Source organism: Brevundimonas mediterranea, assembly GCF_011064825.1.
GTDB lineage: Bacteria > Pseudomonadota > Alphaproteobacteria > Caulobacterales > Caulobacteraceae > Brevundimonas > Brevundimonas mediterranea_A.
Window position 1 is genome coordinate 46,545 of sequence record NZ_CP048751.1, and the last position, 12,721, is coordinate 59,265.

A 12,721-nucleotide genomic window follows, 5' to 3' on the forward strand; every position below is an offset into this window, starting at 1 on the left:
TGCGACACGATCTCAACCCGGAACTACGGCAAAGGTTGCGGTTGCGACCGGAAATGACGTGACGACGGTGCAAAGGGCCACCGGATTGGGCGGTCCGTCCGCCCTTCGGCCTGCTAAAGGATGCCCATGGCTCGCGATTCCGCCCTCTATGTCTGTCAGTCCTGCGGCTCGGTCCACGGCAAATGGTCGGGGCAATGTGCGTCGTGCGGCCAGTGGAACACCCTGACGGAAGAGAGCCGGTCGGCGCCGCCGGGCGCGATCAAGCCGTCGGCGGCGGCCTCGGCGCGCGGGCGCGGCCTGCAGTTCGAGACGCTTCAGTCCGACACCCCCGAACCGCCCCGCATCACCACGGGCGTGGCCGAGTTCGACCGGGTCTGCGGCGGCGGCGTGGTGCCGGGTTCGGCGATCCTGCTGAGCGGCGATCCGGGGGTGGGCAAGTCGACCCTGTTGCTGGAGGTGGCGGCCAAGGCGGCCCTGAGGGGCGCGCGCATCGCCTATATCTCGGGCGAGGAGGCGGTCGAACAGATCCGGGCGCGGGCCAAGCGGATGGGGCTGGAACAGGCGCCGGTCAATCTGGCGGCGGCGACGGCCCTGCGCGACATCCTGGGCACGCTGAAGCGCGAACAGTTCGACATCGTCATCGTCGATTCGATCCAGACCCTGTGGTCCGACGTCCACGAGAGCGGGCCGGGCTCGATCACCCAGGTCCGGGCCTGCGCCGGCGAGATGGTGCGGCTGGCCAAGACGCAAGGGGTGGCGGTGGTTCTGGTCGGGCATGTCACCAAGGACGGCCAGGTCGCGGGGCCGCGCGTGGTCGAACACCTGGTCGACGCCGTCATGACCTTCGAGGGCGAGCGCGGCTATCCGTTCCGCATCCTGCGCGCCGGCAAGAACCGGTTCGGCGCCACCGACGAGATCGGGGTGTTCGAAATGGGCGACAGCGGCCTGAGGGAAGTCGCCAATCCGTCAGCTCTGTTCCTGGGCGACAGCAAGGACCGGGCGCCCGGCGCGGCGGTCTTCGCGGGGATCGAGGGATCGCGGCCCGTGCTGGTCGAGATTCAGGCCCTGGTGGCCCCGTCCGCCTATGGCACGCCGCGGCGGGCGGTGGTGGGCTGGGACTCCGGTCGCCTGGCCATGCTGCTGGCGGTGCTGGAGGCCCGGTGCGGCCTGGGGTTCGGGGACAAGGACGTCTATCTGAACGTCGCCGGCGGCCTGCGGATCAACGAGCCGGCGGCCGACCTCGCGGCGGCGGCGGCCCTGATCAGCTCGGCCCTGGACATGCCCCTGCCCCAGGGCTGTGTCGTGTTCGGCGAGATCGGCCTGTCAGGCGAGGTCCGCAGCGTCGGCCGGGCCGAGGCGCGGGTTCGGGAGGCCCAGAAACTGGGCTTTGAACATGTGCTCTGCCCGCCCCTGGCCCAGAACGGCGGCAAGACCAAGGGGGTCAAGGTGACGTCGGCGACGCGTTTGACGGATGTGGTCGAACGAATCTCGCAAAACCGCTATTAGACGCACGCAACAGCCGCTGGACCCCTGAGTGACCGGTTACGACGTCTTCGCCATCGTGGTGATCCTGTTCTCCGCCGCCGCCGGCTGGGTGCGCGGCGGGGTGCGCGAGATCATCACCCTGCTCAGCGCCCTGCTGGCCGCGCTGGTGGCGCTGGTGACCCTGCCGTGGACGGCGATCCTGGGGCGCGCCCTGGTCAATCCTGACTGGGCGGGGACCGTACTGGCGGCGGTGGTCGCCTTCTTCATCGTCTATTTCGGCGTCCGGCTGTTCGGCTCCTTCCTGTCGAAGCGGGCGCAGGCGCATCCGCAGCTGGGCGGGATCGACCGGTTCATCGGCGTCTTTGTCGGCGCGGGCCGGGCCCTGGTGCTGCTGGGGGCCGTCCATCTGGTCATCGTCGCGGCCATGCCGGGCGAACGGACGCCGCGCTGGCTCAGCGAGGCGGCCCTCTACAAGGTCAGCGCCGTAGGCGCCCGCGCCATCCAGATCATCCTGCCCGGCATCGGGCGGGGCGCCGATGCGATCACGCCCGTGGTCGATTCATCCGTGCGCAAAGGGTTTTCGAACGACGAAGCCTTGCCTCGGACGCAATCCGAGACTAACTCGCCGCGCGAAGCCGCCCCTTAAGTTTCCCCCGGTCATCGGAGCCCCACGATGCGCCACCATATCGCCGATCCTGTCGTCCACCGCGAGCACTGGCGCGAGCCGGAGGACGACCAGCTGCGGCTGGAGTGCGGCGTCTGCGGCGTCTGGGGGGCGGACGAGGACGAAGGCTCGGCCATCGTCGCCCTGGGCCTCCACGCCCTGCAGCATCGCGGCCAGGAAGCCTGCGGCATCGCCAGCGTCAAGGACGAGCGTTTCCACACCGAACGCCACCAGGGCCTGGTGGGCGAGGCCTTCGGCGGCGCCGACCTGATGACCCGCATGCCCGGCCGCGCGGCCGTGGGCCACACCCGCTATTCGACCGCCGGCGGCAGCTTCCTGCGCAATATCCAGCCGATGTTCGCCGACCTGGACCAGGGCGGCATCGCCATCGCCCACAACGGCAATCTGACCAACTTCAAATTCCTGCACGGCCAGCTGGTCAGCGAAGGCGCCATCTTCCAGTCGACGTCGGACTCGGAAGTCATTCTTCACCTGATCGCCCGCAGCCGTAAGGCCAAGATCGTCGACCGGTTCATCGACGCCCTGGCGCGGATCGAGGGCGGCTACGCCCTGGTCGCCCAGACCCGTCACAAGATGATCGGCGCCCGCGACCCGCTGGGCATCCGCCCGCTGGTGCTGGGCCAGGTCGGCGAGGCCTGGGTGCTGGCGTCCGAGACCTGCGCCCTGGACATGATGGGCGCCACCTTCGTGCGCGACGTCGAACACGGCGAGGTCGTGGTCATCGACGAGAACGGCCTGGAATCGATCAAGCCCTTCCCGGCCCGCGCCGCCCGTCCCTGCCTGTTCGAATACGTCTATTTCTCGCGCCCGGATTCGGTCGTGAACGGCTGCTCGGTCTATGAGGTCCGCAAGGAGATGGGCCGGGGCCTGGCCCGCGAATGGGGTGTCGAGGCCGACATCGTGGTGCCGGTGCCCGACTCCGGCGTGCCGGCGGCCCTGGGCTATGCCCAGGAGAGCGGCATCCCCTACGAGATGGGCATCATCCGCAGCCACTATCTGGGCCGCACCTTCATCCAGCCCAGTCAGGGCGCCCGGCAGAAGGGCGTGCGCATGAAGCACAGCCCCAACAAGTCGGCGCTGGAAGGCAAGCGGGTCGTGCTGATCGACGATTCCATCGTGCGCGGCACCACCTCGGTCAAACTGGTCCGCGCCGTTCGCGCCGCCGGCGCCAAGGAAGTCCACCTGCGCTCGGCCAGCCCGCAGATCCTGTTCCCCGACTTCTACGGCATCGACATGCCGGAACGGGCGCAACTGCTGGCGGCCAACAAGACGCTGGAAGAAATGCGCGAACTGCTGGAGGTCGATTCGCTGGGCTTCCTGTCGATCGACGGCCTGTACCGCGCCATGGGCGAGACGGGCCGCAACAACGCCCGTCCCCAGTACACCGACCACTATTTCACCGGCGACTACCCCACCCGCCTGCTGGATCGCGAGATCGAGGAAGGCGGCCGGGAGGTTTCGGCGCGGCAACTTTCCCTGCTGGTCAGCGCCTGATATCTTGGGTTGATGGCGCACAACCCTGTTCAAACTAGCCAGTTGCAGGAGGGGAGGCTCTTCCTGATCAGATTTGGCGGCCGACTTTTGGCGATTGTCGGGGTGTTCTTCGTCTTCAACCTGATCCTGGCGGGAAACCAAGCCGCCCTGTCGCCTTGGACCCTCGCTGGTTTGACGACGGGCTTGGGCGCGGGGCAGCTACTCCCCGGCAAGCGCCGCATTCGCGTCCCGTCTATGGTTTGGCTGGGCGTCGGGTTGCTGATGATCTTGGTCGCCGCTGCGGCGTCATACAGCCTCGCCCAGGCAGCCTCCGGCCGAAACTAAGCCGCATCCGGATGCCCACGGGACGCAATGTCGTGGTCGTTGACGATCAGGGCGTCAGCTTCAGCCTGTGGTCGCCTTCTGCCTGATCCCGCTTGGCGACCGCCGCCCACGCGCGCTAAGCAGGGCTATGTCAGACCTGCCCCTCAAAGACCGTATCGCCCTCGTCGTCGGGGCCTCGCGCGGCATCGGCTATGAGAGCGCCCTGGCCCTGGCGAAGGCCGGCGCCCATGTGGTCGCTACAGCGCGGACGCAGGGCGGGCTTGAGGAACTGGACGACGCCGTCTTCTCCGCCACCGGCCAGCACGCGACCCTGGTTCCGTTCGACCTGGTCGACGGCGGCGGAATCGACCGACTGGGCGGGGCCATCTTCGAACGGTTCAAGAAGCTGGACGTCTGGGTCAACGCCGCCGCCACCATGGGGCCGTCGGGCCTGACGCCGGTGGCCCATGCCGACCCGCGTGAATTCGCCAAGGTCGAGAAGGTCAATTTCACCGCCGTCTATCGGATGATCCGCTCGCTGGAGCCGCTGCTGCGCGCCTCCGACGCCGGGCGGGCCATCCACCTCACCTCCAGCGTCGCGACCTCGCCGCGCGCCTTCTGGGGCATGTACGCCGCGACCAAGGCCGGGGCCGAGGCCCTGGTCAAGGCCTGGGCGGACGAGGTGGAGAGCACCCCGATCCGCATCAGCATCGTCGATCCCGGCCGGATGCGCACCGCCCTGCGCGCCCAGGCCTTCCCCGGCGAGGATCCGCAGACCCTGCCCCACCCGTCCGAGATCGGCCCGCTGATGGTCGAGCTGGCGCGCGGCGACCTGACGCCGCCGCTGACGGTGCGGTTCCGCGACTGGCGGGACGCGCCGACGACGGAGGCCCTGGTCTGATCAGCTCCAGGCGGTGTCCAGCCCCGGTTCCGCGCGGAAGGCGAAGCTTCCGTCCGTCGAAGCCGACAGGTCGCGCCAGGCGTTCAGTTCGCTGAGAAGGTCGGCGGCCTTGCCCTCCACCACGGCGACGGCGTCGGTGCCCGCCGACCAGCGGAGGGGCGGGTTTTCCGCATTCGCCAGGGTCACCAGGGCCTGGCCCAGCTTGGCCGGATCGCCGGCCTGGTTCTGGTTGCGCCCTTCATAGAAGGCGCGAAGGGCGGCCGAGGCCTCGGCGTAGTCCGCGATGGGACTGTCGGCGAAACGGACCGAGGTCGAATCGAGGAAGTCCGTGCGGAAGAAGCCCGGCTCGACAATGGTCATGCGGACGCCGAACGGTTTGACCTCGGCGGCGACCGACTCGGTGAAGCCTTCGACGGCGAACTTGGACGCGCAGTAGATCGAGCCGCTCTCGCCGCCCCGCAGGCCGCCGATCGACGAGATGTTGAACACATGGCCCGACCGCTGGGCCCGCATGACCGGCAGGACGGCGCGGGTCATGTCGAACAGGCCGAAGACATTGGTGTCGAACTGGGTCCGGGCGTCCTGGGGCCGGGTCTCCTCGAACAGGCCGAGGTGGCCGTAGCCGGCGTTGTTGACCAGGACGTCGATGCGGCCGAAGCGGGCGACCGTCGCCTCGACGGCGGCGGCGATGGTTGCGGCGTCGGTGACGTCGAGCGTCACGGACAGGACCGTGTCGCTGTCGGGACCGAAGGCCTCGACCAGGGCGTCGCGGTTGCGGCCGGCGACGACGACCCGGTCTCCGGCGTCCAGAGCGGCGCGGGCGATGGCGGCGCCCAGGCCGCGGGCGGCGCCGGTGACGAACCAGGTCTTCCGGGATGGGGTGGTCATGAGATGTCTCCTCTGTCTGACGGGACGGAGAAGACGCGCCTTCGCCTTCCAGGCGTTAGGGCGATCCAGGCGAAGTCTTGCACGATTCTGTCAAAGCGCGCACCGCCGCTTGCGCGGGCGCCACCACAGGCGTTGGATATGGACATGAGCCTCTTGCCCGAAATGAGCGCCATCGTCGCGCGCCACGCGCCGCCCGACCTGTCGCGCTCGGCCGTGCCGGGTCTACGCCTGTATGGCAGCGACGCGCCGACGCGGATGGTGTCGGTCGGCTATGAACCCATGCTGTGCCTGGTGGTGTCCGGCGGCAAACAGACGATCCTCGGCGAGACCGTCTATTCCTATCGGGCCGGCGACTGCCTGGTGGTGTCGGCGGAACTGCCGGTCTGCGGCAGCATCATCGAAGCGCCGTACCGAGCCCTGAGCTTCGACCTGAACCCGGCGACGATCGCCGGCCTGATGGTGGAGATCGGCGCCCCTGCCGCCTCGGACCCGTCGCCGCCGTCGGGCATCCATGTGACACAGCTGGAGGACGAACTTCTGGAACCGATGGCGCGCCTGCTGCGTCTGCTGGACCGGCCGCACGAGATCGCGGTGATGACGCCGATGATCGAGCGGGAACTGGTGTGGCGGCTGCTGCACAGCCGGCACGCCGCGACGGTGCGCCAGATCGGCTCGGCCGAAAGCCGCCTGTCGGGCGTCAGCCGCGCCATCAACTGGATCCGCGCCCATTACGCCGAGCCGATGCGGCTGGAGGCCCTGTCGGACCTGGCCGGGATGAGCCTGTCGACCTTCCACCGGCATTTCCGGACGGTGACGACCATGAGCCCGTTGCAGTTCCAAAAGCAGGTGCGGCTGCAACAAGCCCGCGCCCGCCTGCTGAGCGGCGCCGACGGGGCGGCGGAGACGGGTTTCGCGGTCGGCTACGACAGCCCGTCCCAGTTCAGCCGCGAATACGCCCGCCAGTTCGGTATGCCGCCCGGCCGGGACGCGGCGCGGATGCGCGAGACCCTGGTGGTCGAGGGGCTGGCCGGGATCCGAGCCGCCTAGGGCAGGTGCGCCAGCACCTTCAGCCAGCCTTCGGCCTGGGCCAGGTCGATGGCCTCAAACAGGGGGATGGCCAGAAGGAAGACCAGGCCGTCGCGGATAGTGGTCAGGAAGAAGGACGGGCGGATCGACAGTTCGGCCTCGTCACGCCACAGGGCGAAATTGGGCAGGAAGCGCGGCGTGCGAGCCTTGTAGGCGGCGTAGGCGGCGCCGAAGGTCGCGCCCAGCCAGGCCTCTTCGCGGCGAACGGTCAGATAGAAGACCGCCAGGGACGCGAGGGTGAACAGCACCGCCAGGGTCAGGCTGCCGCTCTGGGCGCCGATGCCGAAGGCGCCGAAGAAGCTGAAGATGTAGAGCGGATTGCGGCTGATCGAATACGGGCCGCGCGACACGATCTCGGCCTTCTTGCGCCCGCCGATATAGAGCGAACACCAGGCGCGGCCGACGATGGCGAAGACGATGGCGGCCAGACCCACGGCCTCCACCCCTTCGTGCATGGGGCTGTCCAGGCCGAAAGCGGACTGAGACACCATGGTCAGGCCGACCAGGGCCAGCAGGGCGATCAGGACGGCGCCCTTGCGCACCTTTTGAACCGCTTGAAGATCGAAAATTTGGGTCGTTGTCATGACGCGCTCCAGTGGAGCAAAAACCCAAGCGCTGCTTTTTACGACGTGGCAAGAAGTTTAATTGCAAGCGAAAATCGCTCGCGAAACGGCGTAGGCGGAGCATTACAACGTAGAGAGGATTTCGGGCAGATCGTCCGGCCAGATCGTATCTTCCGACGCCGCAATTTGGGCCGTCGTCCACCAGCGATGCTCGATCAGGACGCGACGTTCTTCCTCGGTCCAGCCGGTCGGCGAGGGCTCGAAGGGTTCGGTGCGCAGCAGGAAGAAGCGCTGGTCCACATGGGACAGGCGGCCGTCGGGCAGGCGGAAATCGACGACGCGGCGGGCGACTTCCGGCCCGGGATCGGCGACGATCAGGCCGGTTTCCTCGAACAGTTCGCGACGCGCGGCGTCGGCATAGGTCTCGCCCGGTTCGCAGCCGCCGCCGGGCGTGGCCCAGAAGGCCGTGCCTGCGATCGGTCCATCGGCGTAGACGAAGCGGAACAGCAGCACCCGCCCCTGCCCGTCCAGAATCAGCCAGCGCGAGGTCGGCCGGTCGGGAAGGACGGGCGCGACCTGCATCACAGGCTCACTTCTTGGCGCCGCCCTTTTGGCCGGTGCGGATACGCCCGGAGCGCGAGACCTGGCGGGCGCCGCCGCGGGCGCCCTTCTGGACCGCCACCGACGATCCGGCCTTCTTGGACGCGCTGGACTTCAGGCCGCCCAGGACCTTGGGCTGGGCCTTGCGGGTCTTCTTCTGCTCCAGCGCCTTGCCGGGCAGCTTGGACAGGGCCTCTTCCTTCTCGGCCTTCTTGATCCGGCGCGGCGCGGTCTTGGCGTCGCCCTTGTAGCGTTCCGGCCCGGACTTGGCGCCGCCCTCGGCATAGGGGTTCACGCCGCTGGACTTGACGTTCAGCCGGATCGGCGTGCCCGGCAGGTCGAAGCTCTCGCGGATCGAGTTGACCAGATAGCGCTTGTAATGCTCGGGCATCGACTCGGCGCGGTTGGCCATCAGCACGAATGTGGGCGGACGGGCCTTGGTCTGGGCGATGTATTTCGGCTTGATCCGCTTGCCGTCCACGGCGGGGGGCGGGTGCCGCTGGGTGGCCATGGACAGCCAGGTGTTCAGGTCCTTGGTCTTCACCTTGACCGACCAGGTGTCATAGGCCTGGAGCACGGCCGGCATCAGGCGTTCGACGCCCCGGCCCGAGTGCGAGGACAGGGCCACGAAGGGCGAGCCCTTCAGTTGCGGCAGCTTGTCCTCGGCCATGCCCTTCAGCTTGGCCATGCGGGCCTGGGGCTCGTCTTCCAGATCCCATTTGGACGCGACATAGACCAGGGCGCGGCCTTCGCGCTCGACCAGGTCGGCCAGTTGCAGATCCTGGGTGTCGAAGGCGTCGTCCTTGTCCATCATCAGGATGACGACTTCGGCGAAGGTGATGGCGCGGATGGTGTCGGCGACCGACAGCTTCTCCAGCTTCTCCTGCACGCGCGCCTTGCGACGCATGCCGGCCGTATCGACCAGGCGGATGTTCTTGCCCTCGAACGTCCAGTCGACCGAGATGGAGTCGCGGGTGATGCCCGCTTCCGGTCCGGTCAGCAGGCGGTCGTCGCCGATCAGACGGTTGATCAGAGTGGACTTGCCTGCGTTGGGACGACCGATGACGGCGATGCGGATCGGCTTGTCCGGCTCGTCGATCTCTTCGATGAAGATGTCTTCGGACGCCGTGCGGATGGCCTTGTACAGGTCGGCCATGCCCTCGCCGTGCTCGGCCGAGATGGCGACGGGTTCGCCGAAGCCCAGGGCGTGCGCCTCGCCGACGCCGCCGCCGCTCTCGCGGCTCTCGGACTTGTTGGCCAGCAGGATGATGGGCTTGTGCACCTTGCGCAGACGCTCGGCGAAGATCCGGTCCAGCGAGGTGACGCCTTCGCGGGCGTCCATCATGAACATGACCAGTTCGGCGTCTTCGAGCGCGGCCTCGGTCTGCTCGCGCATCCGGGCTTCCAGGCTGTCGTCGGTGACGTCCTCGTAGCCCGCCGTGTCGATCAGCGTCAGGTCCATGTCGCCGATATTGCCGTCGGCGTAGCGCCGGTCGCGGGTCACGCCGGGGCGATCATCGACAAGCGCGAGACGCTTGCCGACGAGGCGGTTGAACAGTGTCGATTTGCCCACATTGGGGCGGCCGACAATCGCGACCTTCAGAGCCATTTCGGCTTTCTAGCTTAATTCGGGCTGAAGAGTCAGCGAATGCAGATCAGCTGGCCGTTGTCGGTCAGCACGTACAGGGCGCCGTTGTAGGCGGCGGGGGCGATATAGGCGGGGGCGCCCAGTTTCAGCGTCGTCTGGGCGACGCCCGTCTTGGGATCAAAGGCCACGGCCTCGCCGTAGGAGTTGACCATCACCAGGCGGTTTGAAGCCAGCAGCGGCCCCGACCATTGGGGATAGATGGTCCGACGGCCGAAGTTGAGGAACCCGCCGACCTTGCGCTTGCGCCCCTCGTTCAGTTCGCGGGTCCAGTAGATCTGGCCCGTGTCGCGATTGGCGGTGATCAGCTCGCCCGAGGTGGAGACGATGAAGACCACGTCGCCCACCGGCAGGGGGGCGTTCACGCCGGTGACCGGCAGCTGCCACTTGGGCTGACCCGAGCGCAGGTCCAGGGCCGAAAGAACGCCCGAATGGCTGACGCCATAGACCATGCCCCGGCTGATGACGGGGCGGCCGGCGACGTCGCGGACTTCCGACAGGGCGCTGGTGCGGCTGGTGCGCGACAGGGTCTGTTCCCACAGCGGCTGGCCGTTCAGGGCGCTGAGCGCGACCAGCTGGCCCGACGAGAACGGCGCAATGACGGTGTTTCCGGTCACGGCCGGGCTGGAGGCGCGCATGACGCGCGCCGGCTCGGCGATGCCGCGATAGGTCCAGTCCTGGGCGCCGCTGTTGACGTCGAAGGCGAACAGCTGGCTGTCCACATCGACGACGAAGACGTGGGCGCCGACGACCGTCGGGGCGCCGTGGATCGGGGAATCGACCTGCTGGGTCCAGACCACGGCGCCGGTGGCGGCGTCCAGGGCCGTCACCGAGCGATAGCCGGACGAGACGAAGACCTTGCCGCCGGCGAAGGCGACGCCGCCGCCGAAGCCGCCGCTGCGGTCACGCTCGGCGTCCTTGACGTTGACCTTCCACAGGATGTCGCCGGTGTCGGCCGAGACGGCCGAGACGGTCGATTCGCCGTCCAGCACGAAGATCTTGCCGTCGGCGGCGACGATGGGCGCCATGACATTGCCGACGCGGGCCGAGCCCTCGCCCACGCTGCGCTTCCAGGCGATCTGGAAATTGGGGGCCGCGATAACGTGTTCGACCAGGTTTTCCGAGGTCCCGCCCGGCTGGGTCCAGGCCGTGGCGGCCTGGGGTCCCGGCAGGAAGTAGTCGCGGCCGGACAGGGCGGCCGACGGCGCCAGCTGCTGTTCGAACTCGAGCACCGAGATGCGTTCGCCGGCCGAGGCGGTCGCCTTGGCGTCGTCCTTCTTGCCCAGGCCGAACGGCAGGTTACGGCTGACCGTGCCGCATGAGGCCATGGTGGCGGCGACGCCGCAGATCAGCGCGACTTTCAGAACTCGGTTCATCTTGGGCGTCCTGTAGGGGGTCGTCACTGTTGGGCCGGGGCGATGGAAGTGGGCGCATTGGCGGCGCCGGCGGCCGGCGGAGCCGCGTTCTTGGCCGCATCGGCGATGCTCTTGAGCGCCCCCGCCGTGCCGGCGTCGATCGTGGCGACAGCAATGTTGGCGCGCTGACGAACATCATCAGGCACGTCCTGTCCCAGTTGCAGCAGGACGAAGGCCTCGCGGGCTTCCTTGGTCTTGCCATGTTGCAGGCGGGCCAGGGCCAGGGCTTCCTGGGCGAAGGCGTGCAGCGGGCGCTTGTCTTCGGCCAGGGGCGTCAGGCGAGCCTCGATGTCGGCCAGGGGCGCGGTGTCCATGATCAGCAGGGCCGCCTTGAACGCCGCCGGGTCCGACAGGATCGGATCGCTGGAGGTCTTGGCGGCCTGGTCGAACAGGCGGACGGCGTCAGGGATCTTGTCGGCGGTCACGGCCAGGCCGGCCTGCTGCTGCAGGGCCAGGACCTTGTAGGCGTCGTTGCCTTCCTTGACCGTCTCCTCGAAGGCGAGACGGGCCTCGGCGGGCTTTTCGGCGCGCAGGGCCTCCATGCCGCGATCATAGGCCTCGGCGCCCTTGGCGGCCTTGCTCGAATTCAGGCTGTCCCAGCCCCACCAGCCCAGGGCGGCGACCAGGGCGACCACCAGAATGACGCCCACGACGGGCAGCCAGGTGCGGGCCAGGCGCTTGTACCGGTCGGAGCGAAGCTCCTCCTCGACCTGCTCGAAGACATCAACCACTGAAACGTCGCCCCAAAATCGCTAAAAGCAAACCGGCGCGGACCCTAGAGGTTCGCCCTTGCCGCCGCAACGTAGCCCGTTACTGCGAAGCCGGCTTTTTCGAGAAGTAGGTCTCGACTTCGGCAGGAAAACGGCGGGTTTTCACATCATTGGCGAAAGCGGCCGCCGCGCGGTCGATCTCGGTGCGCAGATCCGCGTATTTGCGCACGAATTTCGGGGTCCAGTCGAACAGTCCCAGCATGTCGTTGACCACCAGAACCTGGCCGTCGCAGGCGGCCGAGGCGCCGATGCCGATGGTGGGGACGTCGATGCTCTCGGTGATCTCGCGCGCCAGCGATTCGGCCACGCCCTCGATGACGATGCAGAAGGCGCCGGCCTCGGCCGTGGCCCGGGCTTCCGCCATGACACGGTCCCGCTCGAAATCGGTGCGGCCCTTGGCCTTGAAAGCGCCCTCGGCCAGAATCGCCTGGGGACGCAGCCCGACATGACCCATGACCGGGATGCCGCGCTTGACAAGGAAGGCGACGATCTCGGCCAGTTCGACGCTGGTCTCCAGCTTGACCGCCTGGGCGCCGGTTTCCTTCATGACGCGCACGCAGTTGTCATAGGCGGCTTCCTTGCCGCCCTCATACGAGCCGAAGGGCATGTCGACGACGACCAGGGCCCGACGCGATCCCCGCACCACCGCCTGGCCGTGCAGGATCATCATCTCCAGCGTCACGCCCACGGTGTTCGGCAGGCCATGCACCGCCATGCCCAGGCTGTCGCCGACCAGCAGAACATCGCAGTGCGGATCCAGCAGGCCCGCCATCGGCGCGTCATAGGCGGTCAGGCAGACGATGGGCTCGCCGCCCTTGCGGCCAGCGATATCAGGCACGGAGACGCGCTTGATCGTCTCCTGGGTGTGAACGGACATCGAGAGGCT

General features: G+C 68.2%; 13 protein-coding genes. 6 read left to right on the forward strand and 7 right to left on the reverse strand.

Annotated features, from left to right (window positions below):
* The first annotated feature begins 126 nt into the window (after positions 1-126).
* The 5 genes from radA to GYM46_RS00280 all read left to right on the forward strand — a co-directional run bounded on the left by radA (position 127) and on the right by GYM46_RS00280 (position 4,868).
* On the forward strand, positions 127-1,506 hold the full coding sequence (radA, locus tag GYM46_RS00260; RefSeq protein WP_035307418.1) for a DNA repair protein RadA: 1,380 nt from the start codon (positions 127-129) through the stop codon (positions 1,504-1,506).
* A gap of 28 nt (positions 1,507-1,534) precedes the next feature.
* Positions 1,535-2,131: a CvpA family protein gene (locus tag GYM46_RS00265; protein WP_008258948.1), complete on the forward strand. Its 597-nt coding sequence runs from the start codon at positions 1,535-1,537 to the stop codon at positions 2,129-2,131.
* Between the two features lie 27 nt (positions 2,132-2,158).
* Entirely contained in the window at positions 2,159-3,664 is a 1,506-nt protein-coding gene (purF, locus tag GYM46_RS00270) for an amidophosphoribosyltransferase (protein WP_008260342.1), read from the forward strand.
* Positions 3,665-3,673: 9 nt separating this feature from the next.
* Positions 3,674-3,988, forward strand: a complete 315-nt coding sequence (locus tag GYM46_RS00275; protein ID WP_156796413.1) for a hypothetical protein — start codon at positions 3,674-3,676, stop codon at positions 3,986-3,988.
* 127 nt (positions 3,989-4,115) lie between these two features.
* Entirely contained in the window at positions 4,116-4,868 is a 753-nt protein-coding gene (locus GYM46_RS00280; RefSeq protein ID WP_040349442.1) for an SDR family NAD(P)-dependent oxidoreductase, read from the forward strand.
* Here the strand turns inward: GYM46_RS00280 and GYM46_RS00285 are convergent, their stop codons facing one another.
* Positions 4,869-5,756 (reverse strand): oxidoreductase, encoded by an 888-nt coding sequence (locus GYM46_RS00285; protein ID WP_008258709.1) that lies wholly within the window; start codon positions 5,754-5,756, stop codon positions 4,869-4,871.
* A 144-nt stretch (positions 5,757-5,900) separates the two neighbouring features.
* Between GYM46_RS00285 and GYM46_RS00290 the strand changes: the two genes are divergently transcribed.
* The gene (locus tag GYM46_RS00290) at positions 5,901-6,803 is read left to right on the forward strand and encodes an AraC family transcriptional regulator (RefSeq protein ID WP_232216227.1); all 903 of its coding nucleotides are present in this window, start codon (positions 5,901-5,903) and stop codon (positions 6,801-6,803) included.
* Here the strand turns inward: GYM46_RS00290 and GYM46_RS00295 are convergent.
* The 6 genes from GYM46_RS00295 to panB all read right to left on the reverse strand — a co-directional run bounded on the left by GYM46_RS00295 (position 6,800) and on the right by panB (position 12,712).
* Positions 6,800-7,426 carry a methyltransferase family protein gene (locus GYM46_RS00295; protein ID WP_008262980.1) on the reverse strand — a complete coding sequence of 209 codons (627 nt, stop codon included), beginning with the start codon at positions 7,424-7,426 and terminating at the stop codon, positions 6,800-6,802. The two genes, GYM46_RS00290 and GYM46_RS00295, sit on opposite strands and share 4 nt — an antisense overlap.
* A gap of 102 nt (positions 7,427-7,528) precedes the next feature.
* Positions 7,529-7,987, reverse strand: a complete 459-nt coding sequence (locus GYM46_RS00300) for an NUDIX hydrolase (protein ID WP_008261740.1) — start codon at positions 7,985-7,987, stop codon at positions 7,529-7,531.
* A gap of 7 nt (positions 7,988-7,994) precedes the next feature.
* Positions 7,995-9,614 carry a ribosome biogenesis GTPase Der gene (der, locus tag GYM46_RS00305; protein ID WP_008259997.1) on the reverse strand — a complete coding sequence of 540 codons (1,620 nt, stop codon included), beginning with the start codon at positions 9,612-9,614 and terminating at the stop codon, positions 7,995-7,997.
* 32 nt (positions 9,615-9,646) lie between these two features.
* Entirely contained in the window at positions 9,647-11,026 is a 1,380-nt protein-coding gene (locus GYM46_RS00310; protein ID WP_040349441.1) for a PQQ-binding-like beta-propeller repeat protein, read from the reverse strand.
* 23 nt (positions 11,027-11,049) lie between these two features.
* Positions 11,050-11,796, reverse strand: coding sequence for a tetratricopeptide repeat protein (locus GYM46_RS00315; protein WP_008263930.1), 747 nt, complete (start codon positions 11,794-11,796; stop codon positions 11,050-11,052).
* A gap of 79 nt (positions 11,797-11,875) precedes the next feature.
* Positions 11,876-12,712 carry a 3-methyl-2-oxobutanoate hydroxymethyltransferase gene (panB, locus tag GYM46_RS00320; protein WP_008262535.1) on the reverse strand — a complete coding sequence of 279 codons (837 nt, stop codon included), beginning with the start codon at positions 12,710-12,712 and terminating at the stop codon, positions 11,876-11,878.
* Between the last annotated feature and the right edge of the window lie 9 nt (positions 12,713-12,721).

What these genes read in the sequence shown, in the direction of transcription:
- der (WP_008259997.1), bottom strand. Translation starts at nt 9,614, where the DNA reads ATGGCTCTGAAGGTCGCGATTGTCGGCCGCCCCAATGTGGGCAAATCG.
- GYM46_RS00280 (WP_040349442.1), top strand. Translation starts at nt 4,116, where the DNA reads ATGTCAGACCTGCCCCTCAAAGACCGTATCGCCCTCGTCGTCGGGGCC.
- GYM46_RS00285 (WP_008258709.1), bottom strand. Translation starts at nt 5,756, where the DNA reads ATGACCACCCCATCCCGGAAGACCTGGTTCGTCACCGGCGCCGCCCGC.
- GYM46_RS00310 (WP_040349441.1), bottom strand. Translation starts at nt 11,026, where the DNA reads ATGAACCGAGTTCTGAAAGTCGCGCTGATCTGCGGCGTCGCCGCCACC.
- purF (WP_008260342.1), top strand. Translation starts at nt 2,159, where the DNA reads ATGCGCCACCATATCGCCGATCCTGTCGTCCACCGCGAGCACTGGCGC.
- GYM46_RS00295 (WP_008262980.1), bottom strand. Translation starts at nt 7,426, where the DNA reads ATGACAACGACCCAAATTTTCGATCTTCAAGCGGTTCAAAAGGTGCGC.
- panB (WP_008262535.1), bottom strand. Translation starts at nt 12,712, where the DNA reads ATGTCCGTTCACACCCAGGAGACGATCAAGCGCGTCTCCGTGCCTGAT.
- GYM46_RS00290 (WP_232216227.1), top strand. Translation starts at nt 5,901, where the DNA reads ATGAGCCTCTTGCCCGAAATGAGCGCCATCGTCGCGCGCCACGCGCCG.
- GYM46_RS00300 (WP_008261740.1), bottom strand. Translation starts at nt 7,987, where the DNA reads ATGCAGGTCGCGCCCGTCCTTCCCGACCGGCCGACCTCGCGCTGGCTG.
- radA (WP_035307418.1), top strand. Translation starts at nt 127, where the DNA reads ATGGCTCGCGATTCCGCCCTCTATGTCTGTCAGTCCTGCGGCTCGGTC.